The sequence below is a fragment of the Rhizobium pisi genome (genome assembly GCF_003938655.1).
In the GTDB taxonomy this organism is placed as follows: domain Bacteria; phylum Pseudomonadota; class Alphaproteobacteria; order Rhizobiales; family Rhizobiaceae; genus Rhizobium; species Rhizobium pisi.
Map to the genome: position 1 here is coordinate 61,148 of NZ_RJJT01000022.1, position 24,030 is coordinate 85,177.

At 61.6% G+C, this 24,030-nt stretch carries 25 protein-coding genes and 1 pseudogene; 12 read left to right on the forward strand and 14 right to left on the reverse strand.

What is annotated here, in order from left to right; all coding sequences use genetic code 11:
- Window positions 1-339 precede the first annotated feature (339 nt).
- The 3 genes from EFD55_RS25855 to EFD55_RS25865 all read right to left on the reverse strand — a co-directional run bounded on the left by EFD55_RS25855 (window position 340) and on the right by EFD55_RS25865 (window position 3,337).
- Window positions 340-1,215 (reverse strand): DUF3313 domain-containing protein, encoded by an 876-nt coding sequence (locus EFD55_RS25855; RefSeq protein ID WP_125848785.1) that lies wholly within the window; start codon window positions 1,213-1,215, stop codon window positions 340-342.
- 104 nt (window positions 1,216-1,319) lie between these two features.
- Window positions 1,320-2,669, reverse strand: coding sequence for a sensor histidine kinase (locus tag EFD55_RS25860; protein ID WP_125848787.1), 1,350 nt, complete (start codon window positions 2,667-2,669; stop codon window positions 1,320-1,322).
- On the reverse strand, window positions 2,666-3,337 hold the full coding sequence (locus tag EFD55_RS25865; protein WP_125848789.1) for a response regulator transcription factor: 672 nt from the start codon (window positions 3,335-3,337) through the stop codon (window positions 2,666-2,668). The genes EFD55_RS25860 and EFD55_RS25865 overlap by 4 nt, the downstream gene beginning before the upstream one ends.
- Before the next feature lie 740 nt (window positions 3,338-4,077).
- Here EFD55_RS25865 and EFD55_RS25875 point away from each other — a divergent pair.
- A complete protein-coding gene (locus tag EFD55_RS25875; RefSeq protein ID WP_125848793.1) occupies window positions 4,078-5,784 on the forward strand; it encodes an adenylate/guanylate cyclase domain-containing protein in 1,707 nt (568 codons plus the stop codon).
- A gap of 36 nt (window positions 5,785-5,820) precedes the next feature.
- Here EFD55_RS25875 and EFD55_RS25880 read toward each other — a convergent pair whose 3' ends face one another.
- Together EFD55_RS25880 and EFD55_RS25885 are read right to left on the reverse strand one after the other, a co-directional pair.
- Window positions 5,821-6,471: a pyridoxamine 5'-phosphate oxidase family protein gene (locus tag EFD55_RS25880; protein ID WP_125848795.1), complete on the reverse strand. Its 651-nt coding sequence runs from the start codon at window positions 6,469-6,471 to the stop codon at window positions 5,821-5,823.
- 137 nt (window positions 6,472-6,608) lie between these two features.
- A complete protein-coding gene (locus EFD55_RS25885) occupies window positions 6,609-7,130 on the reverse strand; it encodes a winged helix-turn-helix transcriptional regulator (RefSeq protein ID WP_125848797.1) in 522 nt (173 codons plus the stop codon).
- A gap of 89 nt (window positions 7,131-7,219) precedes the next feature.
- Here EFD55_RS25885 and EFD55_RS25890 point away from each other — a divergent pair, with 89 nt between their 5' ends.
- Window positions 7,220-7,861 (forward strand): dihydrofolate reductase family protein, encoded by a 642-nt coding sequence (locus EFD55_RS25890; RefSeq protein ID WP_125848799.1) that lies wholly within the window; start codon window positions 7,220-7,222, stop codon window positions 7,859-7,861.
- Between the two features lie 223 nt (window positions 7,862-8,084).
- Complete coding sequence (locus EFD55_RS25895; RefSeq protein WP_125848801.1) at window positions 8,085-8,288, forward strand: hypothetical protein; 204 nt, start codon at window positions 8,085-8,087, stop codon at window positions 8,286-8,288.
- Between the two features lie 203 nt (window positions 8,289-8,491).
- Here the strand turns inward: EFD55_RS25895 and EFD55_RS25900 are convergent, their stop codons facing one another.
- The gene (locus EFD55_RS25900; protein ID WP_125848804.1) at window positions 8,492-9,136 is read right to left on the reverse strand and encodes a TetR/AcrR family transcriptional regulator; all 645 of its coding nucleotides are present in this window, start codon (window positions 9,134-9,136) and stop codon (window positions 8,492-8,494) included.
- Between the two features lie 93 nt (window positions 9,137-9,229).
- Here EFD55_RS25900 and EFD55_RS25905 point away from each other — a divergent pair, with 93 nt between their 5' ends.
- Complete coding sequence (locus EFD55_RS25905) at window positions 9,230-9,883, forward strand: O-methyltransferase (RefSeq protein ID WP_125848806.1); 654 nt, start codon at window positions 9,230-9,232, stop codon at window positions 9,881-9,883.
- A gap of 65 nt (window positions 9,884-9,948) precedes the next feature.
- On the opposite strand, the gene EFD55_RS25910 is transcribed toward EFD55_RS25905, so the two are convergent.
- Window positions 9,949-10,821: a bifunctional helix-turn-helix transcriptional regulator/GNAT family N-acetyltransferase gene (locus tag EFD55_RS25910; RefSeq protein WP_125848808.1), complete on the reverse strand. Its 873-nt coding sequence runs from the start codon at window positions 10,819-10,821 to the stop codon at window positions 9,949-9,951.
- 174 nt (window positions 10,822-10,995) lie between these two features.
- On the opposite strand from EFD55_RS25910, the gene EFD55_RS25915 reads away from it, so the two are divergent.
- Complete coding sequence (locus EFD55_RS25915) at window positions 10,996-11,838, forward strand: hypothetical protein (RefSeq protein WP_125848810.1); 843 nt, start codon at window positions 10,996-10,998, stop codon at window positions 11,836-11,838.
- 566 nt (window positions 11,839-12,404) lie between these two features.
- Here EFD55_RS25915 and EFD55_RS25920 read toward each other — a convergent pair.
- Window positions 12,405-12,782, reverse strand: coding sequence for a winged helix-turn-helix transcriptional regulator (locus EFD55_RS25920; protein WP_183736850.1), 378 nt, complete (start codon window positions 12,780-12,782; stop codon window positions 12,405-12,407).
- Between the two features lie 133 nt (window positions 12,783-12,915).
- Between EFD55_RS25920 and EFD55_RS25925 the strand changes: the two genes are divergently transcribed.
- Window positions 12,916-13,755 carry an SDR family oxidoreductase gene (locus EFD55_RS25925; RefSeq protein WP_125848812.1) on the forward strand — a complete coding sequence of 280 codons (840 nt, stop codon included), beginning with the start codon at window positions 12,916-12,918 and terminating at the stop codon, window positions 13,753-13,755.
- A 129-nt stretch (window positions 13,756-13,884) separates the two neighbouring features.
- Here the strand turns inward: EFD55_RS25925 and EFD55_RS25930 are convergent, their stop codons facing one another.
- Window positions 13,885-14,424: a hypothetical protein gene (locus EFD55_RS25930; protein ID WP_125848814.1), complete on the reverse strand. Its 540-nt coding sequence runs from the start codon at window positions 14,422-14,424 to the stop codon at window positions 13,885-13,887.
- 341 nt (window positions 14,425-14,765) lie between these two features.
- Here EFD55_RS25930 and EFD55_RS25935 point away from each other — a divergent pair, with 341 nt between their 5' ends.
- On the forward strand, window positions 14,766-16,226 hold the full coding sequence (locus EFD55_RS25935; protein WP_245438552.1) for a DUF1963 domain-containing protein: 1,461 nt from the start codon (window positions 14,766-14,768) through the stop codon (window positions 16,224-16,226).
- Window positions 16,227-16,287: 61 nt separating this feature from the next.
- On the opposite strand, the gene EFD55_RS25940 is transcribed toward EFD55_RS25935, so the two are convergent.
- Window positions 16,288-16,554, reverse strand: coding sequence for a hypothetical protein (locus tag EFD55_RS25940; RefSeq protein ID WP_125848816.1), 267 nt, complete (start codon window positions 16,552-16,554; stop codon window positions 16,288-16,290).
- Between the two features lie 136 nt (window positions 16,555-16,690).
- Window positions 16,691-17,158, reverse strand: coding sequence for an Lrp/AsnC family transcriptional regulator (locus tag EFD55_RS25945; RefSeq protein WP_125848819.1), 468 nt, complete (start codon window positions 17,156-17,158; stop codon window positions 16,691-16,693).
- A gap of 124 nt (window positions 17,159-17,282) precedes the next feature.
- Here EFD55_RS25945 and EFD55_RS25950 point away from each other — a divergent pair, with 124 nt between their 5' ends.
- From EFD55_RS25950 to EFD55_RS34350, 3 genes and pseudogenes are all read left to right on the forward strand, one after another.
- Window positions 17,283-18,497: an argininosuccinate synthase gene (locus EFD55_RS25950; RefSeq protein WP_125848821.1), complete on the forward strand. Its 1,215-nt coding sequence runs from the start codon at window positions 17,283-17,285 to the stop codon at window positions 18,495-18,497.
- Window positions 18,498-18,878: 381 nt separating this feature from the next.
- Window positions 18,879-19,052 carry a hypothetical protein gene (locus tag EFD55_RS33310; protein WP_164737596.1) on the forward strand — a complete coding sequence of 58 codons (174 nt, stop codon included), beginning with the start codon at window positions 18,879-18,881 and terminating at the stop codon, window positions 19,050-19,052.
- A gap of 27 nt (window positions 19,053-19,079) precedes the next feature.
- A pseudogene (locus EFD55_RS34350) lies at window positions 19,080-19,299 on the forward strand (hypothetical protein); the annotation flags it as partial.
- A gap of 147 nt (window positions 19,300-19,446) precedes the next feature.
- Here the strand turns inward: EFD55_RS34350 and EFD55_RS25960 are convergent.
- Window positions 19,447-20,820, reverse strand: a complete 1,374-nt coding sequence (locus EFD55_RS25960; RefSeq protein WP_125848823.1) for a TIGR02594 family protein — start codon at window positions 20,818-20,820, stop codon at window positions 19,447-19,449.
- 118 nt (window positions 20,821-20,938) lie between these two features.
- Entirely contained in the window at window positions 20,939-21,523 is a 585-nt protein-coding gene (locus EFD55_RS25965) for a TetR/AcrR family transcriptional regulator (RefSeq protein ID WP_125848900.1), read from the reverse strand.
- Window positions 21,524-21,639: 116 nt separating this feature from the next.
- Between EFD55_RS25965 and EFD55_RS25970 the strand changes: the two genes are divergently transcribed.
- On the forward strand, window positions 21,640-22,473 hold the full coding sequence (locus tag EFD55_RS25970) for a class I SAM-dependent methyltransferase (RefSeq protein ID WP_125848825.1): 834 nt from the start codon (window positions 21,640-21,642) through the stop codon (window positions 22,471-22,473).
- Window positions 22,474-22,524: 51 nt separating this feature from the next.
- On the opposite strand, the gene EFD55_RS25975 is transcribed toward EFD55_RS25970, so the two are convergent.
- On the reverse strand, window positions 22,525-22,908 hold the full coding sequence (locus EFD55_RS25975; protein WP_125848827.1) for a VOC family protein: 384 nt from the start codon (window positions 22,906-22,908) through the stop codon (window positions 22,525-22,527).
- Between the two features lie 337 nt (window positions 22,909-23,245).
- Here EFD55_RS25975 and EFD55_RS25980 point away from each other — a divergent pair, with 337 nt between their 5' ends.
- Window positions 23,246-24,019, forward strand: a complete 774-nt coding sequence (locus EFD55_RS25980) for a phosphodiester glycosidase family protein (protein WP_183736854.1) — start codon at window positions 23,246-23,248, stop codon at window positions 24,017-24,019.
- Window positions 24,020-24,030: the final 11 nt, after the last annotated feature.

The following is a 24,030-nucleotide window of genomic DNA, read 5'->3' on the forward strand; positions in this document are numbered from 1 at the left end:
CCATGAAGGTCCCCTTGCACCGCCACATCTGCTTGCTTCGGGCATGATCTTTAAAATAGAATTCGTCGCGAAGATCGAGCCCAATCCACGACTGTTTCGCGTGGAATCGCCGGAAACTGCTCTAACTATAGACCGAACCAGTGATTTCAATAATCCGTTCGGATGAGAGATCGTGCCTGCTGTGCAGCGTGCAGTTCCATGGAGAAGACTCCCGTTAGGGCTATACCCCAGGCTGCCCGACACCCTGAAATATCCGGCCGTAAAAGACGAACGGAGCAAGGCTTGCCGTCCCTGCTCCGCCCATCCCGTCAGCCCCGGGGGTACGGGCTGAGCGCTCGATTAATAAGCCGCGGCTGCCGGCTTCGGCTTCTTCTCGGTCCATTGCGGCGGCGCGCCGTATTTGGCGGCGACCGCGCCGACCAGCCCGGGCTCGCGGCCGAAGGCGTCGCAGGCGGCGTATTTCGGTTTTCCCCCGAGCCAGGATTTCATCCGCTGGCCGGAGGGAAGCGAAAGGTCGAGGCCCTTCGGCTCCTGGCGGGCGATCAGCATCCGGGAAAATTCGCCGCTGAATTTCGATGCCAGGCTATAGGCGTCGCCCACCTCGGAAACGCGCGGCTTGTTCTGCAGCGAGTTTGCGCCCCGCGCCCAGACCATCGCCGCCCGCTGCACGCCCGCGCCGTCGATCGCCTCGGCTTCCACCGCCAGTCCGCCGAGGCCGACCGGCAGGCGCGGCACGCCGACGGGAAGCGCGAAGCCGGAGCCGACGCTCACCACCGTGGAAACGCCTGCCATCGCCTTGTTGGTCGGCACGATGTCGGTGATGACGGAGCGGATCGTCAGGTCCGCCGGCTCGCCTGGCGCCACCATCCGGTATTTGTCGCTGAGCGAAATGCAGAGCGCCCGGTCGAGCGCGTTCGACACCATCGTCCGGTCATCCGGCGATTTGATGCGGGTGGCGGCGCTGAAGGCGAAGGTCGTCGGCGTGATGGCAGCCGTCTTCGCCGGCGCGAGGCCGACCCCGTCGACATAGACGCGCGATTTCTGGAGCTTCCCCTTGGGCGCGCCGAGATTGGCGTAGGAAGATAGCGTCCCGCCCTCCTTCAGCGGCACCGTGCTGCAGCCGGCGCCGGCCGCGGCAAGCGCCAGCGGCAGGGCGAGAGAAAGGGCGCTCGTTGCCCGTCTTGAAATGGATGAAGAAAATGGATTGCTGCGCACTCTGTCTGGCCTCCGTCGCCGTTGATCTCAAGTGAAGTTGGCGGCCAAGAATTGCCGCAGCATTGCAGCCCCTCCGACGGCATGAGCCGCCGGAGGGGCTTGATCTATCCGAGCCGGATCGTCACCTCGGTGCCGGCAGCACCGCTCTCGATGCTGACCTCGCCGCCATGGTTCAATGCGATCTGCTTGACGAGGCTGAGGCCGAGGCCCGCCCCGCTGCTCCTCGGGGTGATGCGGTAGAAGGGTTCAAATACCTGCTCGCGGTGTTCGGCCGGAATGCCCGGCCCTTCGTCGGCGACGCTGATCTGCCCGCCGCCGGAAGCAGAGACGGAAACGGTGATCATGCCGCTGCCGCCGCCATGGTCGATAGCGTTGCGCACGAGATTGCTGACGGCCCGCGGCAGGGCCGACGGGCTTCCCTTGCGTTTCAAGCTCTCGACCTCGCTCTGAAACGAGATCTGGTAGCCGGCGCCGATCGCGAGCGGCGCAAGATCGGCGACCACGCCTTGGGCGATCCCGACGAGATCGACGGCTTCGTTGAGATCGGCCGCCTGGTCGTTGCGCTCGAAATCGAGCAGTTGCTCGGCCGTCTCGGCCAGACGCGCGACGCCGTCGAGCAATCGCCTGCGCTCCTGCCCCTCGGCTGTTCCATCGATCCGGGTCTGCATGATCGCGATCGGCGTCCTCAGTTCGTGCGCCGCATCGATCAGGAAGTGTTGCCGCTTGCGGTGCTCGTTCTCAAGCCGGTCGAGCGCCTCATTGAAGGCAATCACCAGCGGAGCGACCTCCCTAGGAATCCCGTCCAGCGGCAGGCGCGCATCGTAGCGGCGCGGTTCGATCTCAGACGCCTTGCGGGCAACCTCGCTGACGCTGGCAAGGCCCCGCCTGACGATCCGGGGAACGGCAAGAAAAACCGCAGGCAGGGCGACGGCAAACAGCGGGACGTAGATCGGATAAACCGCGCCCATCAGGGTCAGAACGGGCCAGCCCTTATCGGCGACGCCGCCGAACAGCACCCTGAGCTCACCGATCGGCGTCTCCACGCTTTCGACCGAGGCGATCTCATCCGTGCCGGCCGATCCCCTGATATCGGCCCCTTCGAACAAATGGGTCAGATGCACAAGTTCGCTATAGGCCGCGGGGATGGTTCCGTAGGACACGGAAGAACCGTTCGTCACGGCCGCAACATACCAAAGCCCGTCATACTCCTGCTTGAGCGCATCGAGCTCCGGCGTATCTTTGATTTCGAGCCGCCCTTCGGCATCGAGCGCAACGGCCCGCGCCAGCACGTCGGTGATGTGGTCCTCCAGCGCGACGTTCGGCGAGAGGATCGTGGCACCGTAGAAGCAGAGCCCGATGGTGACAGCCGTCACCACGCCGATAAAGACGAGGCTGAGCTGCCAGCTGAGCCGCCACCAGAGCGACGGATTGGCCTTGCTTCCCCTGCCCCTCATTCTTCCCTCATCAGATATCCGACGCCGCGGATATTGTGGATCGAAACCTCCGCACCCGCTTCGGTCAGCCGCTTGCGCAGCCGCGATATATGCGCATCGAGCGCGTTCGACTGGATTTCCTCTTCGTAATTGTAGACCGCCGCCTCCAGCGTCGAACGCAGCACTGTCTTCTCCTTGCGCTTGGCGAGAGCGGCAAGCACCAGAAGCTCGCGCCGGGGCAGATCGAGCGTGGTATCGCCGACGGTGACGCTCAGATGCAGGGGATCGATCACCAACCGCCCGGCGGTGATCTTGAGCTCGGAAAGATGGGGCGGCCGGCGCAGCACGGCGCGCAACCGCGCCATCAGCTCCTCGACCAGGAATGGCTTGCCGAGATAGTCGTCGGCGCCGAGATCGAGGCCCTCCACCCGCTCCTTCGGCTCGTTCCGCGCCGTCAGCACGATGATCGGCGTATCCCTTCCCGTCCGCCGCAGCTCGGGAATGAAGCGCAACCCCTCGCCATCGGGCAGGCGCCGGTCGAGCAGGATCGCATCGTAAAGGTTCTGCCGCGTCAGCTCCACCGCATCGCCAAGATGCATCGTGTGATCGGTCACGATCCCATGCTTGCCGAGCGCCGCAGACAGCGCCTCGGCCAACTCCCTCTCATCCTCTATCAGCAGAATCCGCATCGCCCACCCAACCTTTGCGCCCCGGTTTCGGCCGCAAGGGTTGCAGCAACATTGCGGAGGTTGAAAGGCAGCCGGTCATGCTGCCGTAATTGTTGCAGCCGAGGATCGGGCATCGCAATTCAGGACATCAAGATGCGCCATCTCAAATCCATCCTCCGCATCCTCGAAACCTACCTCCTCCCCGCCTTCATCCTCGCCAGCCTGCTGGCAGGGCCGCTGGTTATATTGTTCGTGAGGTAGAGTTGCCCGCGACCAACAGGCCCGACCGGACGTTTTCCGTTGATTCAGACGATAAAAGAAGCGTCCTGCCGTGCGGCCCCCTCATCCGCCCTACGGGCACCTTCTCCCCGCTGGGGAGAAGACGGAGATTGCCGCTTCGGCATGGTTCCATGAGGTGGAGTGCCCTTGCACAAGCCTGTTCATCTGGCACCGAGCGAACGCCTTGCGCCCTCTTCTCCCCGGCGGGGGAAGGTGCCCGTAGGGCGGATGAGGGGGCCACACGGCACACCTTTCATTGTCATCCCCAGCTTACACTCTACACAGAGGCAAGCCGCTGCTTGAGTGGTTCGGGCGCGTACCCCGCTTCCATGATGCTAATCGCTTGAGATCACCTTCTCCAACGGAGGAAGGATAACGGCTCGATGGAGGTGGAGATCGCCCGGACGTTACCTCTTACGATTTGTTGACTCATCCGCGGTTGAACAATAACTTGCTAATTTAGTCGTTAGGCTTGTCCTCACATGACGGATCAATCTTTTCAGCGTCGCCTTGCCGCCATCGTCGTTGCCGATGTGGTGGGATATTCACGCTTGATGGAGGCTGATGAAGTCGCAACGCTGGCGAACCTCAGGGAACTCCGTTCTGGCACTATCGAGCCGGCTGTGATGCGCCACAACGGCCGCATCTTCAAGGTCGTGGGCGACGGCTTCCTGATCGAATTCGGTAGCGCGGTGGAAGCGGTCGCAGCAGCGTTGGAAATGCAACGGGCCACCACTGCCGTTGAGGCTTCCGGAGACCGGCACCTACTTTTGCGTGTAGGCGTCAATCTGGGAGATGTCATTGACGACGGTTCAGACGTCCTCGGCGACGGCGTCAATGTCGCGGCGCGCTTGGAGACGCAGGCCGCGCCGGGAGGTATCTGCATTTCAGCCAGCGTTCACGGCGAGATCGTCGGCAAGATTAGCGACCGGTTCTTTGATGCAGGCGAACGCTACCTGAAGAACCTGACTCGCCCAGTCCATGTGTGGCATTGGCCGGATGCGCTGCAGAGCATATTACCGCTGCCCGAAATTCCCTCGATCGCTGTATTGCCGTTCACGAATATGAGTGGGGATGAAGCGGACGCGCCTTTCGTCGACGGCTTGACTGAAGACCTGATCACCGACCTTTCCCGTACGGCTGGCCTGTTCGTCATCGCGCGCAATTCCGTGTACGGCTACAAGGGCAAGCCGGTCAACGTACGGCTGGTCGCCCAGGAACTCGGCGTCCGCTACGTCCTGGAGGGGAGCGCCAGGCGCGCAATGGGCCGTGTCCGCATCAATGCCCAATTGGTCGACGCGCTTGGCGGCCAGCACCTGTGGGCCGAGAGGTTTGACAGGACGATGGAAGATGTTTTCGAATTACAGGATGAAGTTAACGCCAAGATTGTTGAAGCCCTCGTCGGCCGGCTGACCATCCCGACGCCGCGCAATCGGCCGAAGAACTTTGAGGCGTACGACCTGTGTGTGCGCGCCCGCCTCCTGACGGAAGAGTCGCCGCAAACTGAGCGTGAGGCCTATATGCTGCTCCAACGCGCGGTCAAGCTCGAGCCAACATATGCCGAGGCGCTCGGTCTGCTCGCCTATAACCGTTGGCTTGCCTGGACTCATTTCGGCGAGCCCGAAGATCCCAACCGTCGGATGGCGGTCACATCAGCGCAGAAGGCTGTCGATCTCGATCCCAACGATGCCGGCTGCCGTTACGTTCTGGGGACCATTTTGGCTTATGAGCGGCGATGGGAGGAATCGGAGGCGGCCTTCGCCAAGGCCCTGGAGCTGGACCCCAACCACGCCGACACCTGGGCCGCCATGTCGGACGTATCAGTGCTGGACGGCAGGGTTGCCGACGGACTGGCGCAGATCGAAAAAGCTCTGCGGCTCAATCCCTATCCAGCGTGCTGGTATCTTTGCCATCTTGGGCAGGCGCAATACGCCGCGCGTGACTATGAGGCGGCAAGCGCTACACTCCGCAGGGAAGACACGTATCGTACCAACTCACGCAAATTCCTGGCTGCGACGCTTGCGCAGTTGGGCCACCGGGAGGAGGCGCGGCGGGAAGCAGAATTGTTCCTGATCGCCCACCCTCATTTCACGATCGGCCATTGGCTCAGCTCCCAGCCGCTGCGCGATGCATCTGTACGAGACCACTTTGTCGACGGTTTCCGAAAGGCCGGCCTGCCGGAGATGTGACAGCGGGTGGGGACAATCCCCGCCGCTCTCCAGCGACTAGTAAAGCGTCCTCTTGTACTCATCCTCCAAGTCTTCATCTATTTTGCGCATCTCGTTTCCGTCGCTCGGCGCCCCCGTCGTTTCATCGAGAATAATCTTCAGAAGGGATGGCATCGTGGTGCGATCCTGGAAATGATCCGGGCTCCACAAGTGAGAGCGCCGAAACGCCTTGGCGCAGTGCATGAAGACCTCGCTCACTTCGACCACGATGGCGAGTTTGGGAGCGCGATCGTTGACGCTCATGCTCGCCAGAAGGTCGGCGTCCTTCACCAGAGTGGCGCGACCGTTCACCCGCAATGTGTCGTCAAATCCCGGAATGATGAACAACAGCCCAACCGTAGGATTTGCGAGAATATTGACCAACGTGTCGAGACGGTTGTTGCCGGGCCGGTCGGGTATCACAAGCGTGCGCTCGTCGAGGATTTTGACGAAGCCGGCAGGGTCGCCGCGGGGGCTGACATCTGCTTTTCCATTCAGATCCTGCGTGCCGATGCACAGGAATGGAGAGCGCCTTATGAAATCCTGGGCATGCTTGCCGAGGCTGTCCTGACACTTTTGAAGGGCGAGCGCGTGTGTCGCATCGAACAGACTTCGAAGAGATTGTTCGTCTCTGATGACGAATTCCGGATTAAGCTTGAACCCGTTCATTCTATTGCCTCGCGAAGTTCGCTTGATCAGACCCGTCTGATTGTTCCGCAATTTGATGTACGTACCTCAAATTTAATACAGTAAATTCCGGCTGCAATCAAGCCAGCCTGCCGCTTGTCTTTGAAATCAGCGCAGCATCACGACGCCTTCGCCGCCGATCTCGCGCGCACTTCGAGAAACGCCGCCGTCAGCTTCGCCAGCACCGGCGAGGTTACAGTCCCGTTCGCTCCGCCGATCGGATCGACGATGTGGATCTGCCGGAGATCCTGCATGAATTCGTCCCAGAGCGGCTGACCGCCCTCCTCCAGCAACTGGGCGCGAATGCTCAGATCCTCTGTCACCGGCAGGTGACGCCGCCCCCAGGCGCCGATCATGGCAAAGAGCGGAACGAGCTGAATTGCCGGCTCCGTCAGGCTGTAGATCGCCTTCTGGCTGTGGCTTGGATCGTCCCGTTTGCTGATGAAGCGGAGCTTGAGCAGCCGCTTCAGCCGGGCAGCCAGGATATTGGAGGCGATCCCCTCCTGCGAATGGGTCAGGAGTTCGCGGAAATGGCGGCGGTTGCCGAACATGATGTCGCGGATGATAATCAGGCTCCATCGGTCGCCCAGCACTTCCATCGTCAGGTTGATCGGGCAGCCCGACCGCAATTCTATATCCACGAAGCATCTCCAGTAAAAACCAGTTGCATTATAGGATCGCTTATGCGAGAAGACAACTAGTTTCATTTCACAATCAGATGGAGGAATTCATGTCGAAAGTACGCGTCGCAGGGTTTTCCGTTTCCGTGGATGGTTTCGGCGCCGGGCCGGAACAAAGCCTCAACGATCCCTTGGGAAAGCGGGGGCCTGATATGTTCCAATGGTTCTTCCACACCCGCACCTTCCGCGCCATGACGGGCAAGGACGACGGCTCCTCAGGCATCGACGAAGACTATGCGTCGCGCGCCATGGCCAATTTCGGCGCCTTCATCCTCGGCCGCAACATGTTCGGCCCGATCCGCGGCGAGTGGCCGGATGATGCCTGGAAAGGCTGGTGGGGTCCGAACCCGCCTTACCACACGCCGACCTATATCCTGACGCATCACCCGCGCGAGCCGATCGTCATGGAAGGCGGCACCACCTTCTACTTCATTACCGGCGGCATTCATGAGGCGCTCGAAAAGGCCAAGGCTGCGGCCGGCGCCAAGGACGTCAAGATCGGCGGCGGGGTGTCGACCGTGCGCCAATATCTCCAGGCCGGCCTGATCGACGAGTTGCACTTCGCCGTCTCCCCCGTCGTCCTCGGCCAGGGCGAAGCGATGTTTTCAGGCATCGACCTGCCCGCACTGGGCTTCCGCGTCACCGAACATGTCGCAAGCGAACACGCCACGCATATCGTGCTGGCGAAATAGGCCCTCTCGGCACATCCCGCGGTGCACTTGCGGCCTCGATGGCCGCAAGTGCCGGCAGTCGCATCGCCGCTGCAAGCGCCCTCGGAGCATCATCAAATCGTATTAAAATAGCTCTGGATTTGCGGCGCGAGGAGCGTAATGTAGCCGTCATCGGCCCATGGGATCATCGGCGAGACCGCTTGAGAGATCATACGTCTTCTGCCGCTTTCATGGAGGGCGCCAAATGCTGCTGTCACTCATCTCCCTCGACGACTGCGAGATATCGATCGTCACCGATGCCGTTCGGCAATGGTGCAGCGAGAGGAAACTCGACATCGACAGCCCCGAAGGCCGCCGCGCCGTCACCATCGCCGTCGACCTCGTCCAGATGAACACCCCTCACGAGACGTTTTTCGCCGAGCTGTCAGTGCAGATGGCCCGCGACTGATATCTGCCCACTTGATGGATGCAAGGAGCAGCGTCGGAGCGCGTGCTTCGAGGCTCCGCCCTCCCGGGCTGCGCACCTCAGCATGAGGGGCATGGGAGAATGCCGCACCAAGTCCCAGAGCGCACCAAGCCCCAGAGAGAGCCTCATCCTGAGGTGCCCCGAAGGGGCCTCGAAGGACGAGGCGGGCGCACCACCGGGAGATGTCACGCTCCCTGCCCGCCAGCCCCAAGCGCTTCCAGGTAGGCGCAAAACATATCGGCCATGGCATCCGCATAGGCTTCGATCTCGCCAAGGCTTCGCTCAGTCTCCGAAAACTGCTTTCCCACATTGCCGAGCGTCGTCGAGATCAGGTCGCCGGCGAGCGCCCGTGTCGCCTCCGGCGCGCAAGGCAGCGCTTCCAGCATGAACAGCTCGACGATGCGGTCTCCCGATGCCCGCGCCGCCAACGCCTCCGGCGCATCGCGATAAAGCGGCGCGGCATCATGGAGCGCCACGCGCATTGCCGCCTCCTCGCATTCCGAGCGCAGGAATGCGTGGACCAGGCTGCGCAGCCGCGCGAGCGGCGGCTTTTGCGCATCGGCAAGAATGCCGCCGAGCATGTCGGTCGTCTGCCGCCACTCGTCGCTCTGCAGCCGGAAGAGGATCGCCGCCTTGTTGGGGAAATACTGGTAGAGCGATCCGATGCTGACGCCCGCCCTTTCAGCCACCCGCGCCGTGGTGAAGCGCTGTGCGCCTTCCCGCGCCAAAACCTGAGCAGCGGCATCCAGGATCGCCGCCACGAGCTCGCTCGAGCGGGCCTGCTTGGGCTGTTTTCGTGAGGAAATCCGGGCTCTTGGAGGATCGGTCATGGCAAAGCTCCGCAATGCGAATAGCAGATGCGACGAATTACTCGTATTTTCAACTCCAGGCAAGAACCTGCCGATTTCAAGGAGATGACCCCAATGACGACATTGACCACCGCCCCGCTGGCGCCACTGCTCGACCGCCTGTTTGAAGAAGCCGCGGCGGCCCCAGGCCCTTCGACATCTGGCTTGTCGAGCGAGGAGCGGATGCGCCTGATCGGCAGCAAGACCGGATATCTCGAGCTCTACGGGCGCCTGAAGGACCTCTGGCTGCCCGTCTCCAGGGAGGCCGGCGCGCTACTCTACATGCTGGCGCGCAGCAGCCGCGCGCGGGTGATCGTCGAATTCGGCACATCCTTCGGCATCTCGACCCTCCATCTCGCCGCCGCCTTGCGCGACAATGGCGGCGGCCGGCTGATCACCAGCGAGTTCGAGCCATCGAAGCTCGCCCGCGCCCGCGCCAACCTGACGGCCGGCGGCCTCATCGATCTCGTGGAGATCCGCGAAGGCGATGCCCTCCAGACCCTGAGCACGGATCTGCCTGAGACAATCGACCTCTTGTTCCTGGACGGAGCCAAAGCGCTCTATCGCGACATCCTGGAACTGGTGGAAGACCGGCTGAGCCCAGGCGCGCTCATCATCGCCGATAACGCCGACGTCAGCCCTGAATACCTCGCCCGCGTGCGCCAGCCGGCGTCCGGCTATCTGTCGACGCCATTTGCAGAGGATATCGAGCTGTCGATGCGCATGTGATGGCGCCATCACTCAGAGAGAAAGCGCGCCGCATGAATCAAATCATGCGGCGCTGGAGCCACTGCTCAAAGGCGCTTTTCGAAAAACGTGTCCGGATAGGGATCGTCGTTGAAACGGTCGATCTCGTTCCAGCCGCTGCCGCGATAAAGCTGCTGCGCCTCAGGCAGCGCGCTGTTCGTATCCAGACGCAGGAGCTTAACGGAGAGCCCGCGGGCGATCTCCTCGGCCTCGGTCATCAGGCGTTTCGCCAGGCCGAGCCCTCGCGCCGACGGGGCAACCCAGAGCCTCTTGATCTCCGCGATCTCGCCGCCGCCCTTCAGCCCGACACAGCCGATCGGCAGACCGTCCGACATCGCCACCAGGAAGACGCCGCGCGGACGGATCATATCCCCGGCATCGGGATCGCGCGAAAGCGATACGTTGAACCCCTTCTCGAAGCGGCGCGCGAGTTCGGCATAATATTCGCCGAGGCAATAAAGCGCATCTTCATGCCGGGGGTCTTTCTCCTCGATCACGATCTGATCGCGCCGAAGCGAGGCGGCGACAATATCCATGGCGCGCAGGAGCTCTTCCGGATGGCGATGGCGCTTGAGAAACCCTTCCGCCTGCGCATTGGAAAGCGCTTCATAGGCCTCGAATTCGCCACGGCCGGCCTCCGTCAACCCGGCAACGCGCCGCCGCCCATCCCCGGCATTCGCAACCGTCTCGATCAACCCTTCCTCCTCCAGGCTGCGCAGCAGACGGCTCATCAGGCCCGAGTCCAGACCAAGATAATCCCGGATCGCCCCAACATCCGACTGCCCCTTGCCGATCGCATTAAGAACACGAGCCGCCCCCAACGGACGGCCGCGCCCGAGGAAAGACGTATCGAGCGCACCGACCTCGGTGGTGACGGCACGGTTGAAACGGCGGACGCGAGAGACGGGATCGAAAATCATATTATCTGACTTAGGTCAGGTAATTGATGCTGTCAATTCACGACGGCGAGAAGCCAGGCCAGGCGTGCTGAGAGAGTGAGAGAGCCTCATCCTGAAGTGCCCCGAAGGGGCCTCGAAGGACGAGGCGGGCGCGTCGCCCGCATCTTGCGCATCCCCATTCCCTCACCTAAGGCAATGCCACATCCCCTACCGCAAGGCCACCCGGTGCTCCGCTTCGCTTTTCCCCTTCTGATCGTCGTCATCCTGACGCTGCTCACCCAGATCGGCGGCATCGCCTATCTCCTCGCTCTCGCCGCCGCGCGCGCCATTGGCGCACGGCGATTTCCCGCCAAGCTCGCGCTCTTCCTGCTGTGTTATGCCGGCGCGACATTCGCCGCCGGCCTCGCCGCGCCGATGTTCGGCCGGGTTCCCCTCTCCTGCCTGTCAGGCACGGGAGATCATCTCGTGGTCCGCTCCCCGATCTACTGCGCGCTCAACCGCAACTATGTCACACCTGGCATGCGCGATCTGGCACAGGCGCTCGCCACCCATATGGACCAGGAATTCCCCGGAACCGTCACCGTGGCGCTGGACGCGAATTTCCCCTTCATGAACGGCTTTCCGCTCCTGCCGCATCTGTCGCATGCCGACGGCAGGAAGCTCGATTTCGCCTATTATTACCAGGATGCCGACGGCAATTTCCTCAATGGCGTCACCCGCTCCCCGATCGGCTATTTCGCCTTCGAAGAACCCGCCCCCGGCGACGAACTGCCCTGCGCAGGCCGCAGCGACTGGCTCACCACCCGCTGGGATTTCGATGCACTCCAGCCTCTCTTTCCGGCCTATGGACTCGAGAAACAGCGTATGTCGGCCATGATCGCCTGGCTGACGACGGAAGGCGTAACCCGCTTCCACCTTGAGAAGATCTTCATCGAGCCGCATCTGAAAAACGCGCTCGGGATTACCGACACCCACGTCCGCTTCCAAGGCTGCCGCGCCGCCCGCCACGACGACCATATCCATATCCAGGTCGAGTGAGTTTTCGCTCGGCTTGGCAATGCCGACAGTCCGTTGCGTCCGATGCAAAGACGCAGTCTGACGGGTCAGATTCTTCGCCAGGAAGCAGTCTTGCTGCGAATGCGCCCAAGCAGAGCCAATAGGCTGAGACCTGTCCACATCAGACTGAAGCCGAGAAGAAAAAGGATCAGAGGATAGAACAGCAACGGTTCATCGGCAGCCGTGATCATTGATGTTTTACCAGGCAGCTCGCCCTGAACCAGACACACCATATGGTAGCTCAGCAGGACGGGCCCAAACAGCGTGAAACCGACAAAGAGCGACCAGGAGCGAAACCGATTTATCATGCGAAAGATGATCTCTCAAATCGACGGTGCTGGTCCAGCGCTGTCATAACAACTGCCCTCGTTATCAGCAGTATGCCACCTGTTTACGTGCAATCGATAAATGGAATCCGCACAACTCGATCGAATAACCGCTTCGGCCCGATGGCGAAAAGCGGTAGCTTCCGAACTCCCATATTTTTCAGAGAACAGGCCGTTGCCTCGCCCGCGTGTCATAGTCTTCCAAGGCAGCACACGACACCCTCACCCCGGATGCGCCTCATCATAAGCGCGCTGCGCCACAAAGATCGCGTCCATGTTCTTCTCCGCCCAATGGGCAAGGGCAGAAACCGTATCCGTCAGGGTGGATCCGAGCGGCGTCAGAGCGTATTCCACGGTCACCGGCACGGTCGGGAAGATCGTGCGCGAGATCAGCCCGTTGCGCTCCAGCTTCCGTAGCGTCTGAGCAAGAACTTTCTGCGATATGCCCTTGATATCGCGGCGGATATGGTTGAAACGCACCGGCCCGTCTTGCAGCCGGTCGAGAATGAGCACCGCCCATTTGTCCGCAAGCCGGTCCAGCACCAGCCGCGTCGGGCAGCGGTCCTCATAGACGTCATAGGCCTGTTGCATCGGCGTCATCTGCTCTCCCCTTTCCCGGGTCCGGTTTCCCTGACGAAACCATGTTACGAAAAAGTGCTCTCTTTTCCAATCCTGAATTACCTGTATCTATCCGATCGGAAGATAGTTTCCAATAGATACCAAGGAGATTGGCATGAGCAACAAGATTCTGGTCCTCGGCGCGACGGGCACCGTCGGCAGGCACGTGGTGGATGGGCTTCTGGCGAAGGGCGAGACCGTCCGGGCGGCGTCGCGCTCCGGCAAGCCGATCGCGGGTGCCGAAGGCGTCGTCTTCGAATATGGCCGGCCGGAAACCTACGGCCCGGCCTTCGAAGGCGTCGACCGCGCCCATGTGCTGCTGGCCTCCGGCTATGTCGATGCCAAGGGCCTGCTGCTACCCATCATCGAAGCGGCCGCCGAGCGCAAGGCGAAGGTCATCTTCCAGAGCGTCTTCGGCGTCGATGCCGACGATTCCATTCCCTATCGCCAGGTGGAGATCGCGCTGGAAAAGTCAGGCACGCCTTACGTCATCCTGCGCCCGAACTGGTTCGCCGATAATTTTCACAACTTCTGGAAAGCCGGCATCGAGCATGGCCAGATCGCGGTTCCCGCCGCCGACGGCAAATCGAGCTTCATCGACGCCCGCGATATTGCGGCAAGTTCCGTCGCCGCGCTCACCTCCTCGGCCTTCGACGGCAAGGCGTTCAACCTGACCGGCCCGCAAGCCCTGTCCTATGAGGAAGCCGCAGCAATCCTCTCCGAGGCAACAGGCAAGCCGATCGCCTATGACGCCATATCAGACGAGGCCTTCATCGGCATCCTCACCGGCGCCGGTGTGCCGGCCGATTACGCAAGCTTCCTCGCCTCGATCTTCTACCCTGTCCGCCAAGGCTGGACCGCCGTCGTCACCAACGATGTCGAGACGCTGACCGGCAAGGCTCCGCGTTCACTGAAGACCTATGCGGCCGATTATGCCGCGGCGCTGAAGGCGTAATCGCCAGAACAAGCAGCAGACGGCGCATCTGCGCCGTCTACACGGCGGCATGCATCCGCAGTGGGGAGATAAACCGATCCGAACTACGGCAAGCGGTAAAGACGGAAGTGGCGCGACGGCCGCCTTTCGTTACATCTCATTCGCCACAAAATGCAGATCTTCCGTCTTCTTCTGCGTCGTTGATGCCGGACACAAGACCAGCGGTCCCATTTTTCCGGCCTCTTCGATACCCTCTCTGAACTGAATGCCAGCTGCCGTGGCCCATTGCTCAGGAGTCGGCTCCGGCTCGCGCGCAATGCTTTCGATGATCGCAACGGTGTCGTCATGCTTGATCAAGTACGTCGTAACCAGATTGCCTGAGCCGACCGGGGAGGACATGGAGAGGCGATCCGGTCCGATAGCCGTTATTGTAATGTTCTTCAAAAGAGTTTTGTATTTCGTTCCGTCAAAGAGGATGTAGTTACCGTCGCGCACCGCGAAATAAGGGCCCTCGCAGAAAGATCCCAAGAAATGAAGCTCGCTGGCCTCAAACTTGTCTGCGATCGTGCTTTCATCTGCATTTGAACAGGCAGTCAGGCCCGCCGTGGACAATAGTATCAGCGCAAGAAAATGCCGCGAGCGCTTTCGCAGCCTCCTTACTTCAAGCGTTCTTTCGGCAGTCTCGTTCATTGGGAACTCGCACGGAAACACAACTTCGCCCTGAATAACGCGCGGCGGACTACAACCCATTAATGACTTAAGTCAATTTCAACCGGATTCCCTGATTTCCAGACGGGCGCTCACCCTACCTGATCCGAACGACCGCTCTCGGCCATGATCCGGTCTCGAAACGCCTTGACCTTGCGCTGCTGGATCGCCCGAAGCGTCCTTGTGCCGCACCCGATGGTGGCCAAAGGAGCAAACGACTTTACGATTTTTTGGTGTACCCGCGAGATAGTGCGGAGCCCTCAGGCGGAGCTGATTCCGAGGGTCAGCACCGCCAGCTATTTGTAGACCTGGAAGAACACGAGATGATCAATCAGACGCCGTCGCCCGTCACCCTGGAGGAAGCGACCGCGCTGATGCGCCCTCACCGCTCCAAAAGCATTAGATTGGATCGGATCTGGCCGCCGGATCAAACCACGCGGCTCCTGTCACAGATAGGAGGAAAACCTAACCTTCCTCCGACCCTGGATTGGCCCACGATTGATTTCGAGGATGGCGCAACGGCATCGTTGGATTTCCTGGCGCAAATCAATCTCGAGGAGCTCCCGAGGATCGAGGCGCGCGACGCGCTTCCAAAGTCCGGCATGCTGTATTTCTTCGCATTGTCGCAATCAAATGAACCGCTCCAATCCTACGATTCAGTCGCCTGGCGCGTCCTCTATTATCCCGGCAATGCCGCGGATTTACCCGGCCGCGCGGCTCCGGAAGACGCCGGCTGGATGATCGACAACCTGGGTTACAGTCAAACACCGGCAAGCCAATATCGAAATCCGGACGCCCCCACAGGCGAGCTTTTTCCGAAATGCACCATTCGCTTCACCGTCATTGACGTGTGGGACATGCCGCAATTTTCAGGCCCGGATGATCCTCGACTTCGACCTTTCGAGGATGCTCTTGTCGAGGAGCCAGCTGAGCCCGAACGCTCACATGGCATTGCCGATGTCATTCGAGATTTATGGAAAGAGATAAATCCGTTCGAACCAAAAACAGAGAAGGTTCCGGAGACTGTACGAAGCCGAGCTCCACAAAACAGAGCGGATATCGAACTGTCCGACGTCAACGAGCTGGCACACGAGTGCCTCTCGATGTTGCGCGCCGAGGAGCAGGAAAACTGGTATCGATCCAGAGTCAAGTTGAAGCCGGAGAGCTTGCCGTACCATGTAGAAGACGCCGTCATGCTCTTGAACGAAGCGAGAAACGGTTGGTTCGAGAATATATTGCCAATCGAAACCGTTCTCGCCAGCCACGGCAAATATTCCGACGCTTTGCTGCAACCTTACAACGACTGGAAGGCAAAAGCGGTCGCTCTCACTCAAGACCTCATTGCCATGGGCAGACAAACCAGGCTTTCACCTGAAGTTCGAAGAGAAGTCCTGGATATCTTGGAGCAGAATCGCCTGCTCGAAAAGGAAGCGGGAGCCTGGGGTTCGCACCCTGATGTCGAATCTGCCTTACGCGCATCTTTGACGACCCTGCTTTCCGATTTTCCTGGCATCGCCGAAAAGGAACCGGAACTGCTCGCCGCCGGCGACCCTGCCAATGAGCTTAGGCTGAGGGGATACTTGTCACACCGAATGTTCGGGAGTGGCGACGGCATACAATCCGACATCGAAGATGATGACGTTCTGCTGCTGCAGCTCTGCAGCGATTGTGATGGCCCGCGCTTCATGTGGTGGGACCTCGGGCTCATACAATTCCGCATAAAGCGGGAAGCACTTCAAGCCGGCCGGTTTGATCTGGCCGTGGCTGAGATCGAAGGCCACTGAGAGCAACGCCGCCAATCGGCCATTGCCCGTCGCTCAAATCGACGGATGTCAAGGGCCGCCCCTAAGGTGTGATCTTGAGTCGCGCTTTGGCCGGTCCGGCGTTCACCTTGTCACCAGCGAGAGCCCGGAAAAACCGCCAGCCCCAGCCTGCCAGTCTGCATAGAGCGCGAGATATGAAGATGATGGCCAGGATAAGCAAGAGCGCGCCCGTCACCAGAAGGGCGAATTCCCCGTCGATTTCCCACGCCCCTTCAAAAACAGCTTCCACCAACGAATTGAAACCATCATGGCCCCCCCGATTGCCCGCCTTCGGGTCTTGATCACCCATGTCGCTCCCTCGCTCCATCTGGTGGATACGTAGGAATGCCGCGAAAACGTTGCAACTGCCCATGGAGCGTTAGCGAAGAGCAACAGAAGTTGGGCGCATACTCCATCGGCATGCTACGCCTCGGCCGAACACCCACCTATCGCAACGGCAGCTCGTAGCTGCGCTTCAGCGTCTCCATCGGCACGTCGGTCTTGACGCTGAGCACGCTCGGAATGCGGGTCAGGTGGTCGGCCTGGAAGCGCCAGTAGCTGTGCAGGTCGGCGGTGACGATCCGAAGCACGGCGTCGCATTCGCCCGTCGTCAGGTAGCATTCCATCACCTCGGGAAATCGCCTGACGGCCTCGCCGAAGCGCAGCGTCACCTCGGCATCCTGCGTCTTGAACCACACGCGGGCGAAGACCGTCAGTCCCGCTCCGACCTTGGCCGGATCCAACACCGCGACGTAGCGATCGATGATCCCGGCCTCCTCGAGCAGCCGTATGCGGCGCAGGCACGGCGAAGGCGAGAGCCCTACCTCCTTCGCCAGCTCGACGTTGGAAATGCGCCCGTCGCGCTGAAGGACCCGCAGGATATGGCGATCGATCGCATCCAGAGTGGCAAGCATTTTATAGCTCCCTTGAGCATAGCATTGGCATGATATGCCAAACTTTCGCAATTTCCCGGACGCTTCGCAAGCTCATTGCGCCAGATTTGACCTATCGTTCCATGCATCTGTTGGGAGATATCAGATGGCAAGAAAGATAGGAAAACTCGTCCTCGCTTATTCGGGAGGGCTGGATACGTCGATCATCCTCAAATGGCTGCAGGAGACTTATGGCTGCGAGATCGTCACCTTCACCGCCGATCTCGGCCAGGGTGAAGAGCTCGAGCCGGCGCGGGCGAAAGCGGCCTTGCTCGGTGTCAGGGACATCCGCGTCGTCGATCTGCGCGAGGAGTTCGTCCGCGATTTCGTCTTTCCGATGCTGCGGGCCAACGCGCTTTATGAGGGGCAGTATCTTCTCGGCAGTTCCATCGCCCGGCCGCTGATATCAAAACATCTCGTCGCCATCGCCCGGGAAGTCGGCGCTGATGCCGTCGCCCATGGCTCGACCGGCAAGGGCAACGACCAGGTCCGGTTCGAACTCGCCGTCAATGCGCTGGCCCCGTCGCTCGCGGTCATCGCCCCTTGGCGCCAGTGGAACATCCGCTCCCGCACCGAGCTTCTGGACTATGCGGAAAAACATCGAATTCCGGTGCCGAGCGACAAGCGCGGCGAAGCGCCGTTTTCGATCGACGCCAATCTGCTGCACACCTCGACCGAGGGCAAGATCCTCGAAAATCCGGCGGAGATCGCGCCGGATTACATCTATCAGCGCACCGTCGACCCCGTGGACGCGCCCGATGCCCCCGAAACCGTCACCATCGGCTTCGAAAGCGGCGACCCGGTTTCCGTCAACGGCAGGCCCATGACGCCGGCCGCCGTGCTGACCGAGCTCAACCGGCTTGGCGGCCGCCATGGCGTCGGCCGGCTCGATCTCGTCGAAAACCGTTTCATCGGCATGAAATCGCGCGGCGTCTATGAAACGCCGGGAGGCACGATCCTGCTTGCGGCCCATCGCGGCATTGAATCCATCACGCTCGATCGCGCCGCCGCCCACCTGAAGGACGAGATCATGCCCCGCTACGCCGAGCTGATCTATAACGGCTTCTGGTTCGCGCCCGAGCGGGAGATGCTGCAGGCCCTGATCGACCACAGCCAGGCCTTCGTCACCGGCGAGGTGACAGTCAGGCTCTACAAGGGAAGCGCCTCGGTCATCGCCCGCACCTCCCCCGCGTCCCTCTACTCCGCCGACCTCGTCACCTTCGAGGAAAGCGCCATCGCCTACGACCACCACCACGCCGAAGGCTTCATCCGCCTGAACGGCCTGCGGCTCCGCAGCTGGGCAGCCCGCAACGGAAATTGACTACCTCCCCTGACGCACCGCGCCTCCAGCCTCATCCCGAGGTGCCCCGAAGGGGCCTCGAAGGACGAGGCGGGTGCGCCAGCGATTAATGCCTGCAGGGGGCAGCGTTGGAGCGCGTGCTTCGAGGCTCCGCCCTCTCGGGCTGCGCACCTCAGCATGAGGGATGCTGGAGAATACCGCGCCCACCAATAGCGGGCGTCAGAGAATGCCCCGTGCCAAGGCTCAGAGAATCTTCCCCTCCACCATTTAAAACGATTTTAAAAATACCGACCCATAAATTAATCGATTTTAATTTTATCGTTAAAATTTTCTTGTTGCAGCGCAGCAGAAACTAGATTTTAATTTTTCACAGATGCTCAGTTGTTTCGTTGGAGGACTCGCATGACTGTGACATTTCCGCTTACCGAGAAGCGCGACGCGGAAGCATTGCTCAAGCATTTGACGCTGCACAAACTTACCTTCCCGGGAAACTGCGCCGTCTCGCTCAAGCCTGAGGTTGCCCTCGTCTCCTCCCCTCACACGACAGCGCTCGGCGCCGCCCGCACCGCCTGGTAGGGATTGAATGTCCCGGGCTTTCTCGGGATGTTTCGCCTTCGCTTGCGCTCGGCTCATTCGCGGCTTTTGCCGCTCACCCCCTCATCCGACCCTTCGGGCCACCTTCTCCCCGCTGGGGAGAAGAGGGAGCGAGACGCTTGCCTTCGTTTCCACAAGAGGGGCTTTCAAGAAGGGCGAGATGTAGCCACGATTCCGCTTCTCCCCAGCGGGGAGAAGATGCCGGCAGGCAGATGAGGGGGTGAGCGGCAACAAGCCGCGAATGAGCTGAGCGCAAGCGAGGTCAAAAATCCGGCCCCGTCGCCCTCATCCGACACTCCGGGAGACCCAACAGCCGGTCGCGGCAGCCCGTCACGCAGGGGCTGCCGCGACCGGCGCCTTGCCCGGCAGATCCGCTTTAGCCCCTGCGGATGCCGAGAAGCCGGTAGCGCGTGCTGCCGAGATTTCCGTCCTTGGGATAGGTCTGGTAGCAGACGCGGTTGCTCTGGTTGCCGCCGAGGATCTTCACCGTCGGTCCGCCCTCGTCGGCGACGAGGAAGCCCACATGCCCGTCCGAGCCGTTCATCGGGCCGCGGGCGAAGACGGCGATATCGCCTTCCCTCGCGTTTTCGGTCACATCGTCGCCCCAGTCCTTCCAGCTTCGGGCATCCTGCCGGTCGGTGCCGATCATGCCCGCCTGCTCGACGCAGAAATTGACGAAGGAAGAACACCAGGCGACGCTGTCGTCGGTTCCCGACCAGTGATTGGTGGATTTGTGATACATGACGATGCGCGGATTGTTGCCGCTGCCGGAAACCTCGGCGATGCCCCGTTCCAGTTCCGCCCTGGCGACGTCGTAAGGCGTCCTGCCGATCGCCTCCTCGATCGGGAAGCCGCCAGCCATCACCTTCAGGAAGCTCGCATGCATATAGCCGTCGGCCGTGCCGTCGCCGTCGAGATCGACCTTTGCCCAGTCGCCGTTGCGCTCCAGAATGGTCGCCGGCGTGCCGAGCGGCAGCGCCCTTTCCACCGCGAAGCTCTCGCCCGGCCCCCGGCGCAGGTTGAGCCCGCCGGTGGCGCTGACCTCGGCGAGTTCCGAATGCCTCTCGATCGCAGCCGCGAGCCCCCTCGAGGCGCCGAGCGCGATGGCGCCTTCGTGATCGGCGCGGAACTGACCGAAATCCTTCCATCTGCCGCCGACGATGTTGCCGTCATAGCTAACGCCTTGAAAGGCGAGCGGCGGGACCACCTGGTAGAGCGCCCATTGGTCGGTGTTGAGCATGTCCCTGGTACCAGACCAGCCGGTCGCCGCCGCCAGCCAGATGAAGTCGACGAAACCCGGGTCGCGAACCGCCCTGCCCACCGCGCCGGAACCATAGACGCCGACACGATACTTGCCTCTCAGCGCGCTTGAAACCGCCCCGAAATAAGCTTTGATCGAGGCAAGATCCGCCGCCTTGTAGTAATCGTGATCGACGGCGAAGTAGATCGCCGAACTCTCCGGCTGCCCATAGGTCTCGGCAAGAGCAAGAGCGCGGTCGCTGTCCCGCGCGCCGGACTCGGCATCGAGATCACCGATATTGCCGCCGGCGCCGCCCCGCTGCTGAAAAACCACCGCCAGTGAGAGCCCCGCCTCCAGAATATCGTCATATTCGGCCTTCTCGATCCGCTTTTGCGGCAATCGGGTCGAATTGCTGTGGTTGTAGTAACGGATGACCGTTTCGACGCCGGCCGCTTTCAGCGCATTGGCGCAATGGCCGAGTTCCCATGGGCTGTCGATGACCTTATGCATGGCTGGCCCCTCAAATTATTCAGCAATACATCAACACCAAAGTAAAAATTACCATCTACACTTTAAAGCTGCAATAATCACTATTGAGTAACCTGTCATTGTTTCCGTCCTCGCCACGTCATTTCGCGGCCGGCAGCCCCAGGCCGGCAAGCTTCAGCACCTCCTCGGCCTTCGCATCGGGATCGACGCCCGGTTCGATCTGGCCGTCGATCATCAGCAAGGCGAGGCCATGCGTCAGCGACCAGAGAAAGAGCGCGGCATTCGCCACCGCCTCCGGCGCCAGCCGCCTTTCCAGATCGTCCTTCATCTGGCGGTAGACCCGCATCCGCGAGGCGCCGATCGCCTCATTCCCCTTGGCATAGGCTTGGAAACCCTCCCCGAACATCAGCCGGTAGAGGCCGGGATTGGCGCGTGCGAAGGCCACATAGGCGATGCCGCCGGCGAGCAGATGTCGCCGGGGGCCGGCGAGTGCGGCGTCGATCCTTTCGCTAAGCTCGGCAAATCCCTGCTCGGCAAGGGCTGCCGCGAGCGCGTCCAGACTGCTGAAATAGTGATAGGCCGCCGGCGCCGAGACGCCGGCCCGCCGGCCGATCTCCCGCAGGCTGAGCGCCTCCGGCCCGCCCTCCTCCAGCAGCGCCCGCGCGACGGAGAGCAGCGTCGGGCGCAGATTGCCGTGATGATAGCGTCCCCTGTCTGTCGTCATGTCTGTCGTCATGCCTCGATCCAATCTTTACACTGTAAAAATCATGGTCTAGTCTGCCCGCGATGACAAGGGGCGCTGACGACAAGGTTCATAACGAAGCTTTACAGGAGACCGTCATGCAGGCATCCGAACCCAGCCGCACAGCAATGGCCGCCGCCGCCCACAGGGCGGCACATCAGAGCGTCGATGGCGGCGCCATCTTTTCCGATCCCTACGCCCGCCGCATCCTCGGCGAGGAGGCGGCTGCCGAAGCCGACCGGAAAGCGCAGGATCCCGCCACGCGCTCCTTCCGCCTCGTGATGGCGGCCAGAAGCCGATATGCCGAGGATTGCCTGGCGCGCTCGCTGGCAAGGGGTGTCGCCCAGGCCGTCATCCTCGGCGCCGGGCTCGACACTTTTGCGCTGCGCAATCCCCACCCCGGCCTGACGGTCTTCGAAGTCGACCATCCCGCCACGCAAGGCTGGAAGCAGATGAGGCTGCGCGAGGAAGGGCTGAAGCACAGCCTGCCGATCTTCGTTCCCGTCGATTTCGAGCGCGAGGATCTTAAGACACGCCTCGTCGCTTCCGGCTTCAAGCCCGAAGCGCCGGCCTTCTTCATCTGGCTCGGCGTCGTGCCCTATCTCCGGGAGGCCTCTGTCTTTGCGCTGCTTGGTTTCGTCGCCGACCTGCCGGGCGCCTCTATCGTCTTCGACTATGGCGAACCGCTGGAAAACTATCCGCCCGAACGCCGCGCCCGCGCCGCCGAAATGGGAGCGCGCACGGCCGCTGCTGGCGAGCCCTGGCTGACGCGCTTCGATCCGGCCGAGCTTGCCGGGCGCCTGCGCGCCCTCGGCTTCACCTCCCTGGAGGATCTCGGCCCCACCGAAATGGCCAAACGCTTCTTCGGCCTGCCCCAGAACGCACCGGACCGGGGCGCGGGTCCGCATGTCATCTGCGCCGGAAACTTCTGATTCCCGGCTGGCCGACATGGCGCGGTCGTTAGCCATCGGGAGAGGAGCGGCTCACCCGTTATAAACAATCGCAATCTTGTTCCCGGCCGGGTCGCGCATATAGGCAGAGTACCAATCCGGCCCGTATTGCGGGCGCGGGTCGGGGCCGCCCTCATCCGTTCCGCCGTTGGCGATCGCGGCTTCGTAGAAAGCATGCACCGCGGCACTAGATTTGGCCATGAAACCGATCATCGCACCGTTGCCGGCGCTTGCCGCCTCGCCGTTGAACGGCTCGCAGACCCAGAGAACGAAACCCTCGCCCTTGCCCCCTTCGGAATAGGCGCGCCAGCCGGGAAACTCCTTGTATTTGCTCCAGCCGATCGTTGCCAGCACCACATCGTAAAAGGCGCTCGATCGATCCAGATCGAGCGCACCGACGGTTGCGTAAACACTCATGATCTTTTCTCTCCCAGTTGCGGAACACGAGAGAATTCATAGCTTATGATCATGAACATAACAAGAACATCAACGGGACTTTACGGAGGGTAAATTCCCCTCCCCAACCCCTCCCCACAAGGGGGGGCTAAATCGTAGTACCGCCTCGCAACCAACGGGCCAACCGCATGCTCGGCGCTGGAACCTGAATGCGGTGAGAGCCGCGGGGTTAGTCCCTCCCCCTTGTGGGGAGGGGTTGGGGAGGGGTCTGAAACCTTTCCCCCCGCAATCCGGTCATTGCCCCTGCCCCGCCGACCGCATATTGCAGTCTCACCGATCCGAGAGAAAGCGCATGCCGATCACACCCCTCAAACACGTCCTCCTCGCCGCCGCTACCTTGCTCGCGGCAGCAGTCGCCTCTCGGCAACAAGCGCAGGCCGAGCCCTGTGCGCCGCAGACATTCGAAGGGTCTGATTATATCGTCTGTACGGTGGATGCGGGAAAAGCCGATCTGCGGCTGTTCTGGAAGAACGAGAATGGCGAGCCTCACCGCTATTTCTCCAGCGTCGCCGGAGCCGTCGAGGCCGACGGGGGACATCTGGTCTTCGCGCTCAACGCCGGCATGTACCGGCAGGATTTCTCGCCGATGGGGCTCTATGTCGAGAACGGCAAGGAATTGCGGCCGGCCAACAGGGCGAAGGCCAACGGCGCCGCCGGGTCGCTGCCGAATTTCTACAAGAAGCCGAACGGCGTGTTCTTTCTCGATGGAGAGGGCGCAAAGATCCTGCCGACCGATGACTTCCTGGACAGGCGCCCGGTCGCGCGCTTCGCCACCCAGTCCGGGCCGATGCTCGTCATATCGAGCGCGTTGAACCAGATCTTCATCCCCGGCTCGACGGACCGGACCCGACGCGGCGGCGTCGGCATCTGCGGCGGCTCCGTCCGTTTCGCGATCAGCGAAGGCGACGTGAACTTCCACGATTTCGCCCGCCTCTTCCGCGACCAGCTGCAATGCCAGGATGCGCTTTTCCTCGATGGCGGCCACGGCGTCGGGCTCTACGATCCGGCGCTTGGGCGCGACGACCGCTCCTGGCACGGCGGCTACGGCCCGATCCTCGGCCTCGTCGAATAGCGGCAGCACGG